7 protein-coding genes are annotated in these 15,434 nt (G+C 67.5%); 2 read left to right on the forward strand and 5 right to left on the reverse strand.

Translation table 11 applies throughout. The features are described from left to right. The first annotated feature begins 31 nt into the window (after positions 1-31). Positions 32-1,990: a flagellar hook-associated protein FlgK gene (gene flgK, locus GJ695_RS03325; protein ID WP_154362185.1), complete on the forward strand. Its 1,959-nt coding sequence runs from the start codon at positions 32-34 to the stop codon at positions 1,988-1,990. A 15-nt stretch (positions 1,991-2,005) separates the two neighbouring features. Beyond that, positions 2,006-3,268: a flagellar hook-associated protein FlgL gene (gene flgL / locus GJ695_RS03330; protein WP_154362186.1), complete on the forward strand. Its 1,263-nt coding sequence runs from the start codon at positions 2,006-2,008 to the stop codon at positions 3,266-3,268. Between the two features lie 93 nt (positions 3,269-3,361). Here flgL and GJ695_RS03335 read toward each other — a convergent pair whose 3' ends face one another. From GJ695_RS03335 to fliO, 5 genes are all read right to left on the reverse strand, one after another. After that, positions 3,362-12,913 (reverse strand): SPM autocatalytic domain-containing protein, encoded by a 9,552-nt coding sequence (locus GJ695_RS03335; protein WP_229260307.1) that lies wholly within the window; start codon positions 12,911-12,913, stop codon positions 3,362-3,364. Between the two features lie 73 nt (positions 12,914-12,986). Continuing rightward, the gene (gene fliR / locus GJ695_RS03340; protein WP_154362187.1) at positions 12,987-13,838 is read right to left on the reverse strand and encodes a flagellar biosynthetic protein FliR; all 852 of its coding nucleotides are present in this window, start codon (positions 13,836-13,838) and stop codon (positions 12,987-12,989) included. An 89-nt stretch (positions 13,839-13,927) separates the two neighbouring features. Beyond that, positions 13,928-14,197, reverse strand: coding sequence for a flagellar biosynthesis protein FliQ (gene fliQ, locus GJ695_RS03345; protein ID WP_154362188.1), 270 nt, complete (start codon positions 14,195-14,197; stop codon positions 13,928-13,930). 8 nt (positions 14,198-14,205) lie between these two features. Beyond that, positions 14,206-14,991: a flagellar type III secretion system pore protein FliP gene (fliP, locus tag GJ695_RS03350; RefSeq protein WP_371866475.1), complete on the reverse strand. Its 786-nt coding sequence runs from the start codon at positions 14,989-14,991 to the stop codon at positions 14,206-14,208. Continuing rightward, the coding region (gene fliO, locus GJ695_RS03355; RefSeq protein ID WP_154362189.1) for a flagellar biosynthetic protein FliO at positions 14,981-15,434 on the reverse strand (454 nt) is incomplete at its 5' end. The genes fliO and fliP, both read right to left, overlap by 11 nt.

Genomic DNA, 15,434 nt, shown 5'->3' on the forward strand with positions numbered 1-15,434 from the left:
CGTTACCACTTACATCTAGAGTAAAAATATTATGTCCAGTCTCCTCAGCATCGGTAAAAGCGGTTTGTTGGCAGCTCAGGTTGGCTTGTCGACCACGGGCAACAACATCACCAACGCCAACACGCCCGGCTACAACCGCCAGGTCGCCATCCAGGGCGATACCGGCACCCAGTACCAGGGCTTCGGCTACGTGGGCTCGGGCACCGAGATCCAGGCCGTGCGCCGCTATTACGACAATTTCCTGGCCACCTCGCTGCGCAACGCCGAGTCCAACCAGGCCTCGCTGGACACGTATAACAACCAGATCAGCCAGATCGACAACCTGCTGGCCGATCCGACCGCCGGCCTGTCGCCGGCGCTGCAGGACTTCTTCAGCGGCGTGCAGGACGCCACCGCCAATCCGGCCTCGGCCGCCGCACGCCAGTCGCTGCTGTCGAACGCGCAGTCGCTGGCCTCGCGCTTCCAGGACATGAGCGCGCGCCTGACCGAGATTTCCTCGGGCGTCAATTCGCAGATCACGTCCAGCGTCAATGAAATCAATTCCTACGCGACGCAGATCGCCGCGATCAACAACACCATCGCCGGCCTGACCACCGACCAGGCCGCGCCGAACGACCTGCTGGACAAGCGCGACCAGATGCTGACCGAGCTCAACAAGCTGGTCAAACTGAACGTCACGCCGGGCGACAACAATATGCTGAACGTGGCCTTCGGCACCGGCCAGCCGCTGGTGATCGGCAACAGCGCGTTCCAGCTGGCCACCTCGAATTCGCCCACCGACATCAGCCGCGTGACCATCGGTTATCAGGCCGGCAACGGCGCATTCAGCGAGTTGCCCGATTCGGTGTTCACCGGCGGCCAGTTGGGCGGCCTGGTGGAGTTCCGCGACGGCGCCATGGACAAGGCGCAGAACGCGCTGGGCCAGGTGGCCGCCAGCCTGGCCACCGCCTTCAATGCGCAGCACGTGCTGGGACAGGACCAGAACGGCGACCTGGGCACCAATTTCTTCAACCCGATCAGCGCCTATGTCGGCACCAACACGCGCAACTCGCCGGCCAGCACGGCCGAGGTGACGGCCACCATCACCGACGCCAGCGCGCTGACCGCCAGCGATTACAGCGTCGACTACGACGGCACCAACTTCAACGTCACGCGCAAGAGCGACGGCAAGGTCACGCAGATCAATCCGTTCCCGCAGACCGCGCCGCAGGTGATCGACGGCGTCGCCTACAGCATCAGCGGCACGCCGGCCGCCAAGGACAATTTCCTGGTGCGGCCGACCTACAACGCCGCCAGCAGCCTGTCGGTGGCGATCACCGACACCACCAAGATCGCGCTGGCGGCGCCGATCTCGACCGCCGCGCCGACCACCAACGCCGGCAACGGCAAGATCAGCGCCGGCACGGTCGACGCCAACTACCTGACGCCGGGCAACCAGATCACCTCGGCCTCGACGCTGACCTTCGACAAGGCCAGCGGCACGCTGTCGGGCTTCCCGGCCGGCCAGGACGTGACGGTCACCGTCAACGGCACGCCGACCGTGTATCCGGCCGGTACGCCGGTGCCGTACACCGACGGCGCCAACATCAGCTTCGGCGGCGCCAACTTCGCCATCAGCGGCACGCCGGCCGACCAGGACACGTTCACCATCGGCCCCAACACCAGCGGCGTCGGCGACAGCCGCAACGGCGCCTTGCTGGCCGGCCTGCAGACCAAGAACGTGATGAACAACGGCACCGCCACCTTCCAGACCAGCTACGCGCAGATGGTCAATTTCGTCGGCACCAAGGCGCGCGAGGCGCAGATCAGCAGCACCGCCGCCGACGCCTCGGTCAAGCAGGCCACCGACGCCCAGCAAAGCGTGTCCGGCGTCAACCTCGACGAGGAGGCGGCCAACCTGCTGCGCTATCAACAGGCGTACCAGGCCAGCGGCAAGGTCATGCAGGTGGCCAGCCAGTTATTCGATACCTTGCTCAGTATCGGCAATTAATAAGAGGGTAGCTCTATGGTTATGCGCATCAGCACCAGAACGATTTTCGACAATGGCTCGATGCAGATCACGTCGCTCAGCACGGCCATGGCGCGCACGCAGCAGCAGCTGTCGACCGGCCGCAAGAACCTGACCGCGGCCGACGATCCGATCGCCACCGCGCGCGCGCTGGAAGTGACGCAGTCGCAGTCGCTCAACACCCAGTTGGCGACCAACCGCTCCAACGCCAAGGGCGTGCTGTCGATCGAGACCACGGCGCTGGCCAGCACCACCTCGATCCTGCAGGACATCAAGGATCTGGCGGTGAAGTCCGGCAACGGCTCGTACACCGACGCCGACCGCCAATCGGTGGCGATCGAGCTGGAGGCGCGCCTGGCCGACCTGATGGGCGTGGCCAACACCGCCGACGGCGTCGGCGGCTATGTGTTTTCCGGCTACAAGTCGACCACCCAGCCGTTCACCAAGACCGCCACCGGCGCCGACTACCAGGGCGACCAGGGCCAGCGTTCGCTGCAGGTGGGCACCACCCGCACCGTGCCGATCACCGATTCCGGCGCTTCCGTGTTCGAAGCCAACCGCACCGGCAACGGCACCTTCGTGACCACGCCGGACTCCGGCAACCTCGGCCGTGGCGGCAGCGGCATCATCAGCGCCGGCTCGGTCAAGGACGCCACCCAGCTGACCGGCCACCAGTACCAGATCAACTTCCAGGTGGTGCCGGCCACGCCGGGCGTGCCGAAGCAGACCACCTACACGGTGACCGACATGACCACCGGCAATCCGGTGCCGCCGGCGCCGATTCCGGCCGAGCCGCAAGCCTATGTCAGCGGCCAGAACATCAGCTTCGACGGCGTGCAGTTCGACATCCAGGGCGAGCCGGCCGACGGCGACAGCTTCGGCGTGGCGCCATCGACCAACCAGTCGGTGTTTACCACGGTGCAGAGCTTCATCGACCAGCTGCGCCAGCCGGGTTCGGGCGCCGCCGGCCAGGCCAGCCTGAACAATATGCTGAACCAGTTGCAGGTGAATATCGACAACGCCGCCGCCAATGTGTCGGCGGTCAACTCGGCGGTCGGCTCGCGCCTGAAGGAGCTCGATTACCTCGACAGCTCGGGCGACGACGCCGGCCTGCAATATGCGACCACGCTGTCCAACCTGACCGAGGTCGACTACACCGCCGCCATCTCGCTGTTCACCCAGCAGCAGACCACGCTGACGGCGGCGCAGAAATCGTTCACCACCATGTCCGGCCTGTCGCTGTTCAATTACATCAGCTAGTTCCCTGCGTCGCGGCATAAAAAAACGGCCAGCTGTTCAGCTGGCCGTTTTGCATGGGTGCACCTGCCGCGCCGCCGGGGCGGCGCAGCGGTCTTACTTCGCCGCCAGGATGGCGTGGCTGGCGCTGGCCTGCCGGCGCAGCCAGTCGTCGTGCTGCGCCGTGGCCGTGCCGCTGAGGGCGCTTGTCGCCTGGTAGTGCTGCAACTGCGCGGCCAGCGCGGCCACACTGGTGTTCAAGCCGCTGGCCGGCGTGGTGTCGAGCCTGGTGGTGGTGGCGGCGGCCGGGGCGGCGGCCTGCTGGCCGTAGCTGCCGATGGCCGAGGTCAGCGCGCCGACATCGCTGGCGTGGCCGGCCTGGAACCAGACGTCCGACATCGCGTGCGTGCTGCCGTCGGTGCTGGTGTAGCTCGATTGCAGGCCGATCCAGTTGCCGTTGTCGAAGTCCTTCACGCCCTGCGCCGCCACGGTCAGGCTGGCGATGTGCAGCGAGGCCAGCGTCTTCAGCTCGTCGGCCTGGCTGACGCCGTCCGCATTGGCGTCGACCCACACGCGCAGGTCGCCGAACAGCGCGTCCTGGCGGTCGATCACGCCGTCGTGGTTGCTGTCGATGTCGGCCAGCGCGGCAAAGCCGTTGGCCGACTTGCCGCCGCCGGCGCTGCTGGTGGCGGTGCCGAACAGTTCGCCGCCGTCGTTGATGACGCCGTCGCCGTTGCGGTCCAGGGCCAGCAAGCCGTCGCCGGAACCGACCCAGCCGGTGTTGACCTTGCTGCCGTCGGCGCGGATGTCGAAGGTGACGCCGGCGTTGATGTTCAGCGTGCTGATGCCCAGGCCGTCGAGGTCGAGCACCAGCGGGCTGGCGGTCAGCGCCGCCAGCTGCTCGGTCGACAGCGAACCCTTCTGCGGATTGGCCAGCAGCGCCGTCGCCTGCGCCATGCTCAGCGCCGCCAGCTGCTCGGTGCTGATGGCTTTCAGCTGGGTGGCGATCAGCGACTTCAGCTGGCCGGTGGTGAGCGCCTTGAACTGGTCGGCGCTGAACAGCTGCACCGTGGTGGCTTTCAGGCCCACCAGCTGCGAGGTCTTCAGCGCCGCCACGTCGGTGGCGTCCAGCGCCGTGACCTGGTCGGAGTTGAGGGCGTTGAGCGCCAGCGCCGACAGCGCGCCGATGTCGGTGGTGTTGAGGGTGGCGATCTGCTCGGTGGTCAGGCCGGCGATCTGCGCCGTGGCCAGGGCCGCCAGCTGGCGCGTGGTCAGCGTGTCGAACAGGGTGTCGGACAGCGCCGCCACCTGGTCCGAGGTCAGGCCCGGAATCTGGGTGGTGGTGAAGCCGGCCAGCGTGCTCATGCCGCTGAGCTGATCGGTGGTCAGGCCCTTGATCTGGGTGGCCGACAGCGCCGCCAGGGCGCGCGTCGACAGCGCGCTGAGCTGGGCCGCCGTCAGCACGCTGAGCTGCGTGGTTTTCAGCGTGCCGACCTGGGTCGAGGTCAGGCCGCCGATCGCCGTCAGGCTCAGCAGCGGGAACTGGTCGGTGGTCAGCGCGGTCAGCGTCAGGCCGCTGATCTGCGCGGTGGTCAGGTTGACCAGCTGGTCGGTCGCCAGCGCCGCCACCTGGGCCGCCTTCAGCGCCGCCATCTGCGCCGAGCGCAGCGACAGGAAGCTGTCGTCGTCGAGCGCACCGAGCTGGTCGGTGGTCAGCGCGCCGACCTGGCCGTCGTTCAGCGTGCCCAGCGTCACCAGCGCGTTGAGCTGGTCGGTGCCAAGCACCTTGATGTCGGCCGCGGTCAGGCCGCCCAGCTGCGCCGATTTCAGGTTGGACAGCTGGTCGGCGGTCAGCGCGCTCACTTGCGCGGTGTTCAGCGCGGCCAGCTGGGCGCTGCTGAGCGCCGCCAGGTCTTCGCCCTCCATGGCCAGCATCTGGTCGGTGGTCAGGCCGCCCAGCGAGGTCAGCGCCAGCGCGCGCGCCTGCGCGGTGGTCAGCGCGATGATCTGGTCGGTGCCGAGGATCTGCAGCTGGGCCTTGGTCAGCGAGGCGATCTGGCTGGTTTTCAGCGCCGCGATGTGGGTGGCGTCGAGCGACAGCAGCTGCTCGCTGGTCAGGCCGCTGAACTGCGTCGTGGTCAGCGGATTGAGCGAACTCAGCGCGGCTAGCTGGTCGGTGCTCAGCACCTTGATCTGCGGCGCCGTCATGGCGGCGATCTCGGCGGTGCTGAGTTGACTCATCTGGTCCACGCTCAGCTGGCCGATCTGCACCGTGGTGAGGGCGGCGAACTGGTTGGTCTTGAGGCCGGCCAGGTCTTCCTGCTCCATCGCGGCCAGCTGTTCGCTGCTGAGGGCGCGGATGGCGGCCGTGTTCATGGCGCGCCACTGCGGCACCGACAGCGCCTGGATCTGGTGCAGCGTCAGGGTGGCGATCTGCTTGCTCGACAGCGAGGCGATCTGGGCGGTGCTCAACAGGCTCAACTGGCTATCGTCGAACTGGCTGAGGTTTTCGGTGCTCAGCGCCGGCAGCTGGCGCGTGCTGAGCCAGCCGACCGGCAGTATCGCCAGCTGTTCCGAACTGAGCGCGGCCACCTGGCTGGTGGTCAGCGCGCGCACCTGGACCGAGTTCAGGCCCAGCAGCTGGTCGTTGTGGATGATCTTGATATCGGCCGTGCCCAGCGCGACGATTTGCGCGGTGCTCAGCGAGCCGATGTCGGCCGCCTCGATGGCGCCGAACTGGTCGCTGTTGAGGGCGGCGATGGCCTTGGTGCTGAGCGCGCGCAGCTGGCCGCCGGTCAGGGCCACCATCTGGTCGGAGCTCAGGTTGTGGACCTGGGCCACGGTCAGGCCGGCCATGGCGGCGGTGCTCAGGAAGCCCATCTGGTCGGTGGTCAGCGCGCCGAACTGGGCCGAGGTGAGCGCGCCGATCTGGGTCGATTTCAGCACGGCCAGGTCGGCGCCTTCGATGGCGGCGATCTGGTCGGTGCTCAGCGACTGCAGCGTGCGGGTGCTCATGGCCAGCAGGTCGCCGGTTTCCAGCGCAATGATCTGGTCGGTCGTCAGGCCGCCCACCTGGGCGTTGCTCAGGGCGGCGATCTGGGTGACTTTCAGCGCGGCGATCTGGTCGACCGACAGCTCGCCGATCTGCACGCTGGTCAGCGCGCGGATCTGCGCCGTGGTCAGGCCGGCGATCGTCAGCGCATTGAGCTGCTCGGAGCTGAGCGCCGCCAGCAGGTTGGCCTTCAGGCCGGTGAGGCCCTGGGTGCTCAGCGCGGCCATGTGGGCGGCGTCGATCGCCCCCAGCTGATCGGTGTTCAGCGCGGCGATCTGGGCCGACTTGAAGAAGGCGAAGTCCTCGGCGTCGATGCCCGGCAATTGATCGGCCGTCAGGCCGGCCAGCGCCTTGATGCTCAGCGCGCCCACTTGGGCGCCACTCAGGGCGGCCAGCTGGGTCGAGTCCAGCACTGCGGTCTGGAGCGCGGTCAGGGCGCCGATCTGGCGCGTACTCAACAAGGCGATATCGTCGGCCGTCAGCGTCAGGATGCGGTCGGTGGACAGGCCGGCGATCTGGGTCGTGGTGTAGTCGGCCAGGTTGCCCAGCGCGGCCAGCTGCTCGGCGCTGAGGGCGCCGATCTGGGCCTGGGTGAAGGCGTTGATGCTGGCGCTGCTCAGCGCATGCAGCTGTTCGGTCAGCAACAGCGCCATCTGGTCCAGCGTCAGCGCGCGCAGCTGGGCCGAGCTGAGGGCGGCGAAGTCCTCGGTCTCGATGGCGTTGAGCTGGGCCTCGCTGAGGTGCGAGATCAGGCCGGTCGACAGCGAGCGCACCTGGGCGGTGCTCAGGGCGATCAGCTTGGCCTCGTTCAGGCCATCCACCTGGGCGCTGGTCAGCGCCGCCAGCTGGCTGGTCTTGAGGGAGGCCACGGCGTCGACCGACAGGCCGTCGAGCTGGTCGACGCCGAGGGCGCGCACCTGGTTGGAGGTGAGCGCGGTCAGGGTGCTGAGCGCGGCCAGCTGCGTGCTGTCCAGCCCGCTGATCTGGCGCGTGCTCAGGCTGGCGATTTCCTGGGTGGTCAGCACGCCATACTGGGCCAGCGACAGCGCCGCCAGCTGGGTGCTGCTGAGGGCGGCGATCTGGCGCGAGCTGAGGGCGCGCAGGTCGGCGTCCTCCAGCGCGGCCAGCTGGTCGGCCGACAGCGCGGCGACGGCCAGGTTGGACAGCGCGCGGATCTGGGCCGTGGTCAGCGCCGGGATCTGGTCGGCGGTCAGGAACTGGATCTGGGCGCTGCTGAAGGCGGACAGCTGGGCGGTGCTCAGGTGCGCCACCTGGTCCGGCGTCAGGGCGATGATCTGGTCGGACGACATGCCGGCGATCTGCTTGGTGCCGAGGCCGCCCAGGCTGCCGAGCGCGGCAAACTGCAGGGTGTCCAGCGCGCCCAGCTGGGCCGCCGTCATGGCGCCGATTTCCTGCGAGGTGAAGGCCGACAGCTGGTCCAGCGTCAGCGCCGCCACCTGGTCGGTGCCGAGCGCCGCCACCTGCGCGGTGGACAGCGCGGCGATGTCGCCCAGGTCGATCGCGGCGATCTGGTCCGGCGTCAGCAGGGCCAGCGTGACGCCCAGGCCGCGGATCTGGGCGGTGGTCAGCGCCACGATCTGGTCGGCGCTGAGGGTATGCATCTGGTCGCTGTTGAGGGCTTGCAGCTGGCGCGTGCTCAGGGTGGCGATCTGCGGCAGCAGCAGGCTTTCGATCTGCGCCGTGGTCAGCGCGCGCACCTGGTTGGTGGTCAGCGGCGCCAGCGAGGTCAGGCTGTCGAGCTGGGCCAGCGACAGGCCGGCCACCTGGCGGGTGGTCAGGCTGGCCAGGATGGCGGTGCGCAGCGCCGCGAACTGCGGCGCGGTCAGCGCGCCCAGCTGGTCGCTGCTGAAGGCGGTGATCTGCCTGCTCGACAGGGCGCCGATGTCGACCACTTCAATCGCCGCCACCTGCTCGGTGGACAGCGCGGCCAGCGCGCCGGCGGTCAGGCTGCGCACCTGGGCGGTGGTCAGGGCGACGATCTGGCTGTCGGTCAGGGCGCCGATCTGGGCGCTGGTGAGGCCGGCGATCTGGCTGGTCTTGAGCGTGGCGATGCTGCTCAGGCTGGCGATCTGTTCGGTGGTCAGGGCGCCGATCTGCTTGCTGGTCAGCGCCGCCAGCGTGCTCAGCGCCGCCATCTGGGCGCTGCTCAGCGCGTGGATTTGCGCCGTGCTCAGCGCGGCGATGGTCTGCGTGCGCAGGCCGGCGATCTGGTTCAGCAGCAGGTGGCTGACCTGGTCGGTGGTGAGGCCGGCGATCTGCTTGGTCGACAGCGCCTGCAGGTCGACGATTTCCATCGCCTGCAGCTGGTCGGTGCTCAAGGCGGCCAGCTGGAGCGTGCTCAGCGCGCGGATCTGGGCCGTGCTGAGGATGGCGATTTCGTCGCTGGTCAGCGCGCTGGCCTGCTCGGTGGTGAGCGCGGCGATCTGTTTGGTGGTCAGGCTGGCCAGCGTCGCCAGCGGCAGCGCGACGATCTGGTCGGTGGTGAGGGCGGCGATGGCCGCCGTCGAGAAGCTGGCCAGCGACGGCAGGGCGGCGATCTGTTCGCTGCTCAGCACGGATTTCTGCAACGGCGTCAGCGCCGCCACTTCCTGCGTGGTCAGGGCGGCGATCAGGCGCGTGCTCAGCGACGCCACCTGGTCGGTGGTCAGCGAGGCCACCTGGCGCGTGCTCAGGCTCATGATGGCGCTGGCCGTCAGCGCATTGAGCTGTTCGGTGCCGATGGCCTGGATGGCCACGGTGTTGAGCGCGCGCAGCTGCTCGCTGTACATGCCGACCAGCTGGTTGGTGCCGAGCGCGGCCACCTGGTCGGCGCTGAGCGCGGCCACCTGGCTGGTTTTCAGCGAACGCAGGTCGGTCAGGTTCAGGTGCGCCACCTGGTCGCTGTGCAGCGCCTGCAGCTGGCGCGTGCTCAGCGCGCTCAGGGTTTGCAGCGCGTCGAGCTGGGCGTCGTTCAGCGCGCCCAGCTGCAGCGTGGTCAGGGCGGCGATTTCCTGGGTGGTCAGGGCGTTCAGCTTGCCGCTGATGCCCAGCAGCTGGTCGGTGGTGAGCACGGCGATCTGGCGCGTGCTCAGCGCCGCCAGGTCGCCGTTGCTGAGGGCGGCGATGCGGTCGGCCGCCAGCGCCGCCAGGGTGCTGGTGCTCAGCGCGCGCAGCTGGCTGGTGTTGAGCGCCACCATCTGGTCGCTGGTGATGGCGCCGGCCTGCACGGCCGACAGCGCGGCCAGCTGGACCGTCTGCAATTTGGCGAAGTCGCTGCTGCTCATCTGGGCGATCTGGTCGCTGGTCAGCGCGATGATCTGTTTGGTGGCCAGCGGCAGCAGTTGCAGCGCGGTCAGCTGCTCGCTGGTGAGCACGCTGATCTGCTGCGTCGTCAGCGCCCGCACGTCGGCGGTGGTGAAGGCGGCCAGCTGGTCGGCGGTCATGGCCATGATCTGGTCGGTGCTCAGACGGACGATCTGCGCGGTGCGCAGGGCGCCGATGTCGCGCGTTTCGATGGCGACGATGGCGTCGGTGCTGAGCACGCTGATGGCGGCGGTGTTGAGCGCGGCGATCTGGTCGCCGGTCAGCGCGGTGATCTGGGCCGGCGTCAGCGCGGCCAGCTGGTCGCTGCCGAGGCTGGCGATCTGACGGCTGTTCAGCGTGACCAGGTCGGCGTCGTTGAGGGCGGCCAGCTGGTCGCTGGTGAGCGCGTGGATCTGCAGCGTGGTCAGCACGCTGAGGTTGCGCAGGGCGTCGAGCTGCTCGTTGCTCAGCACGGCGATCTGGTCGCTGGTGAGGGCGACGGTTTCGGCGGTGCTCAGCGCGGCCATCTGCTCGGTCAGCAGCGCGGCGATCTGGGCGGTGGTCAGCTTGTTGATCTGCTGCGTGTTGAGCACGGCGATGTCGCGCGTCTCGATGGCCTGGATCTGGTCGGTGGTGAGGGCGGCGATGCCGGCCGCGCTCAGGCCGCGGAACTGGCCGCCGCTCAGGGCCACGATCTGCTCCAGCGTCAGCGACTGCACCTGGTCGGAGGTCAGCACGCCAAGCTGGTTGCTGGCCAGCGAGGCCAGGTTGCGCGTCGACAGCGCGCTGATCTGATCGGTGGTGAAGGCCGCCAGCTGGCGGCTCGACATGCCGGCCAGGGTGCTCATGGCGTTCAGCTGGTCGTTGGTCAGCACCTGGATCTGGTCGGTGCCGAGGGCGCCCACGGCTGCACTGCTGAGCGCGGTAAACTGGTCGGTGGTCAGCGCCGACAACTGGTCGGTCGACAGGCGCGCCACCTGGCCGGTGCGCAGCGCGGCGATGTCGCGCGTTTCAATCAGCACCAGCTGGTCGACGGTCAGCTGGTTGAGCATGGCGGTGCTCATGTCCGCATACTGGCCGGCGGTCAGTTCGATGATCTGGTCGCTGGTCAGCGCGTGGATCTGGTCGGCGGTCAGCGCGGCCAGCTGGACGCTGGTCAGCGCCACCACGTCGCGGCTTTCCAGCGACATCACCTGGTCGGTGGTGAGCGCCTGGATTTGCGTGGTGGTCAGCGGCACCAGCGATTTCAGCGCCATGATCTGCTCGGTGGTCAGCGCGGCGATCTGGTCCGGCGTCAGGGCCCGTTCGGCGTCGCTGTTGAGCGCGGCGATCTGGTCGGTGGCGAGCGCCAGCAGCTGCTCGGCCGACAGCACGCGCACCTGGCCCGAGCCGAGCATGGCGACGTCGCGGGTTTCCAGCGCCTGCAGCTGGGTCCCGGTCAGTTCGCTCAGCAGGGCGGTGCCCAGCGTCGTCATCTGCGTGGTCGACAGCGCCACCAGCTGGTCCGAGGTCAGCGCCTGCACCTGTTCCAGGCCCAGCGCGGCCAACTGGGCGCTGCTGAGGGTGGCGATGGTCTTGGTCTCCAGCGCGGCGACCTGTTCGGTGGTGAGGGCGGCGATCTGCGCGGTGGTCAGCGGCAGCAGGGTCTTGATGGCGACGATCTGCTCGGTGGTCATGGCCGCCAGCTGGTCCGGGCGCAGGGCCTGGGCGTCGTCGGTGGTCATGGCGTAGATCTGGTCGGTGGTCAGCGCCACCAGCTGGTCGTTGGTGAGCGCGCGGACCTGCGCCGTGTTGAGCGCGCGGATGTCGCGCGTTTCGATGGCGGCGATCTGGCTGGCGCTGAGCTGGCCGATGACGGCGGTGCTCAGGGTGCCGACCTGGGTCGAGGTCAGCATCACCACCTGGTCGGTGGTCAGGGCGGCGATCTGGTCCGGCGTCAGCGCGCCGAGCTGGTCGCTGTTGAGCGCCACCAGGTCGCGGCTTTCCAGCGTGGTCAGCTGATCGGTGGTAAGGGCGGCGAATTGCGCGGTGGTCAGCAGCAGCAGGTTTTTCAGCGCGGCGATCTGCTCGCTGCTGAGGACGCTGATCTGGTCGGGGCGCAGGCTCGACAGCATGTTGCTTGGCAGCGCCGCGAACTGGTCGGTGCTCATGCCCTGCAACTGCTCGTAGCTCAGGGTGCGCAGCTGGCTGCTGGTCAGGGCCGGCACGTCGCGCGTTTCCAGCGCCGCCAGCTGCTCGACCGTCAACTGGCTCAGCATGGCGGTGCTCAGCGTGCCCACCTGGGTGCTGCTCAGCGCCACGATCTGGTCGGTGCCGAGGGTGACGATCTGGTCCGGGCTCAGCGCGGCCAGCTGGTTGCTGCTGAGGGCGGCGATGGTCTTGGTGGTCAGCGCGGCGATCTGGTCCAGCGTCAGGCCGCCGATCTGGGCCGAATTGAGCGGCGCCAGCGAGGCCAGCGCATTGAGCTGGTCGGTGCTGAGGACGCTGATCTGTTCGGCCAGCAGGGCGGCGACTTCATTGCTGCGCAGCGCATGCGCCTGGTCGGTGCTGAGGGCGATCAGCTGCCAGTCGGCCAGCGTGCGGATCTGCTGGCTGGACAGCCAGACCAAGTCGCGCGTTTCGATGGCGGCGATCTGGTCGGCCGACAGCGCCGCCAGCGAGGCGGTGGCCAGGGTGCTGACCTGCAGCGTGCTCAACTGGGCGATCTGGTCGGTGCTCAAGGCGCTCAACTGGACGGCGCTGAGGGTGTTGATCTGGTCGGTGCGCAAGGCCTGCAGCGCCTGCGAACTGAGCGACAGCAGCTGGTCGGCGGTCAGCGCGGTGACGGCGCTGGTGCTGAAGGCGCGCAGCTGCGCCGTGGTCAGCGCGGAGAACTGCTCGACGGTCAGGTTGGGCAGCTGGTTGGAATTGACGGCGGCGATCTGCTGGGTGCGCAGCACGCGCAGGTCGTCGGTTTCCAGCGCGGCGAACTGGCTGGCCGACAGCGCGCCGACCTGGCCGGTGGTCAGCGCCAGCATGTCCTGGGTGGTCAGCGCCACCAGCTGGTCGCCGTTCAGGCCCGCCAGCACGGCGGTCGGGATCGCGGCCAGCTGGCTGGTGCGCAGCGCCTGGATGCCGTCGGTGGTCATGCCGCCCAGGCTGCTTGCGGTGAGCTGGGTCATGCTGAGGGTGGTCAGCGCCCGCACCTGGTCGGTGCTGAACCAGCTTAATTGGTCCGAGGTCAGGGCCTGCATGTCTTCACTGACCAAGGCGGCGATCTGCGCGGTCCCAATGGCCGCGATTTGGTCAGAATTCAGGTTGGCGATAATCGTCATTGCAGGTCTCCCGGAGAGCCTCCATGATACGCGCTAAATTGCCTCATGGAAACCAATAATCAACTGGATGGCGTTATTCCGTCAGGCGTTGAAGCTCGGGAGGCCGAACCGGCAACTTTGCCGGTTTGGCTACTTCCGGTCGCTGGGACCAGGTCCGAGGCATCAGGCGCACGCGCTCTATGCCATCCAAAAACAGGTTCTGCATCGGCATTCCCAGGTACGGCAGCGTCATGGCGATGACCAGCAAGCCGACGCCCAGCGTAATCGGGAACCCGATGCCAAATAAATTCAGTTGCGGCGCGGCGCGGGTCAGTATCCCCAGCGCCACGTTGGTAATCAGTAAAGCCGCGACGATGGGCAGCGACAGCTGCACCCCGACGCTGAAAATCTTGCCGCCCCAGTCGGCCAGCTGCTTGAAGCCGCCGCCGTACACCGGCAGCGCCGACACCGGCAAGGTGGAAAAACTCTCCACCAGCGCCGACAGCAGCACCAGGTGGGCGTTCACCGCCAGGAAGGCCATGGTCGCCAGCAGCGACAGGAACTGGCTGATGGCCGACGAGCGGCCCTGGGTGTTCGGGTCGAAAAAGGACGCGAAGCCCAGGCCCATGGTCGAACTGGAAATTTCCCCCGCCATTTCCACCGCCGCGAAAATCACGCGGATGCTGAAACCCATCGCCAGACCGATCAACATTTCCTGCATGACAATCAGCAGGCCGGCCCACGACATCGGATCGGTGGCCGGCCAGGCCGGCACGGCCGGCGCCACGATGGCGGCCAGCATCACCCCCAGGCTGATCTTGACGCTGGCCGGCACCGCGCTATTGCCAAACAGCGGCGAGGCGGCGATCAGGGCCAGGATGCGGGTCAATGGCCACAGCAGGCCGGCGATCCACATATTGATATCGGCAGAAGAGACGGTCAGCATAAGGGTCTGTTACATTTCCGTCCGGCATCTTTTTATATTGTAGACGAACTTTTTGGTAAAAAGAAAACTGTTACAAATTGGTAAACATGCTAGCCGACCATCATGGGGATGCCGCCGAAGACTTCGCGCATGTAGTCGAGCATGACCGACAGCATCCACGGTCCGGCCACCACCAGCGCCACAAACACGCCGACCAGCTTGGGGATGAAGGACAGCGTCTGCTCGTTGATCTGGGTGGCGGCCTGGAAGATGCTGACCACCAGGCCGATGGCCAGCGCCACCAGCAGCAGCGGGGCGGCGATCATCAGGGTGATTTCCATGGCATGTTTGCCCATGGTCATTACGCTTTCGGGCGTCATGGCGGCTCCTAGTAAAAACTCTGGGCCAGCGAGCCGAGCAGCAACTGCCAGCCGTCCACCAGCACAAACAGCATCAGCTTGAATGGCAGCGAGATCACCGCCGGCGACATCATCATCATGCCCATCGACATCAGTACAGAGGCGACCACCATGTCGATGATCAGAAATGGAATGAAGATGGCAAAGCCGATCTGGAACGCGGTTTTCAGCTCGCTGGTGACGAAGGCCGGCACCAGGATGCGCAGCGGCACGTCTTCCGGCCCCTGCAGGGCGGGGCCGCGCGACAGTTTGACGAACAGCGCCAGGTCGGCCTCGCGGGTCTGCTTGAGCATGAAAGTTTTTAATGGCGCGGCGCCCTTGTCGAGCGCCTGACTCATGTTCAGCTTGTTTTCCTGCAACGGCAGATAGGCTTCGTTGTAGATCTTGTCGAAGGTCGGGCCCATGACGAACAGGGTCAGGAACAGCGCCAGGCCGACCATCACCTGGTTCGGCGGCGCCGACTGCGTGCCCAGCGCCTGGCGCAGCAGCGACAGCACGATGATGATGCGGGTGAAGCTGGTCATCAACAGCAGCGCGGCCGGGATGAAGGTCAGCGCCGTCATCAACAGCATGGTCTGGATCGGCAGCGTGTAATTGGTGCCGCCGCCTGCCGCAGGGGTGCTGGTCAGTGCGGGAATGCCGATGCTCGATTCGGCGCCGGCCGCCAGCGGCAGCGCCAGCACGGCCAGGGTCAGCAGGGCTTTTGCGGCCGCCGGGACCGCTTCCGCCATGCGCGGGGACAGCTTATTTGCCATTGCGTTTGTCGATCGTCTGTTTGAACCAGTCGGCGAAGTTGGCGGTCGGCAGCGCGGCCGTCGGCAACGGTTCGCTGCTTTCCTGGCGCGGCATGGTGGCCAGCGCGTTCATGCGGCCGGGCGAGGCGCCCACCACGATCCATTGCTCGCCCACTTCCACCACCAGGATGCGCTCGCGCGTGCCGACGCTGAGCGAGCCGACCAGCTTGACGTTGCTGTTGCCGCCGCCGAATTTGTTCGGCGCGAAACGCTTGGTCAGCCAGGCCAGGCCCAGCATCAGGCCGATGACAAACACCAGGGCCAGCGAGGTTTGCAGCAGGCCGCCGCCGGTCGATGGCGTGGTCGGCTGCGGCGTGGGAATGGTCATGGCCATGGCGCCGACCGGCGCTGGCGCCGGTGTGGTGGGCGTCACGGCGGCAGCGGGCGTGGCGCTGGCCGGCGCC

It is taken from the genome of Duganella alba (assembly GCF_009674495.1).
GTDB classification, from domain to species: Bacteria; Pseudomonadota; Gammaproteobacteria; order Burkholderiales; family Burkholderiaceae_D; genus Rugamonas; species Rugamonas alba.

Excerpts from the sequence above, each read along its gene's own strand:
- flgK (WP_154362185.1), top strand. The coding sequence starts at position 32 with ATGTCCAGTCTCCTCAGCATCGGTAAAAGCGGTTTGTTGGCAGCTCAG.
- flgL (WP_154362186.1), top strand. The coding sequence starts at position 2,006 with ATGGTTATGCGCATCAGCACCAGAACGATTTTCGACAATGGCTCGATG.
- GJ695_RS03335 (WP_229260307.1), bottom strand. The coding sequence starts at position 12,913 with ATGACGATTATCGCCAACCTGAATTCTGACCAAATCGCGGCCATTGGG.
- fliR (WP_154362187.1), bottom strand. The coding sequence starts at position 13,838 with ATGCTGACCGTCTCTTCTGCCGATATCAATATGTGGATCGCCGGCCTG.
- fliQ (WP_154362188.1), bottom strand. The coding sequence starts at position 14,197 with ATGACGCCCGAAAGCGTAATGACCATGGGCAAACATGCCATGGAAATC.
- fliP (WP_371866475.1), bottom strand. The coding sequence starts at position 14,991 with ATGGCAAATAAGCTGTCCCCGCGCATGGCGGAAGCGGTCCCGGCGGCC.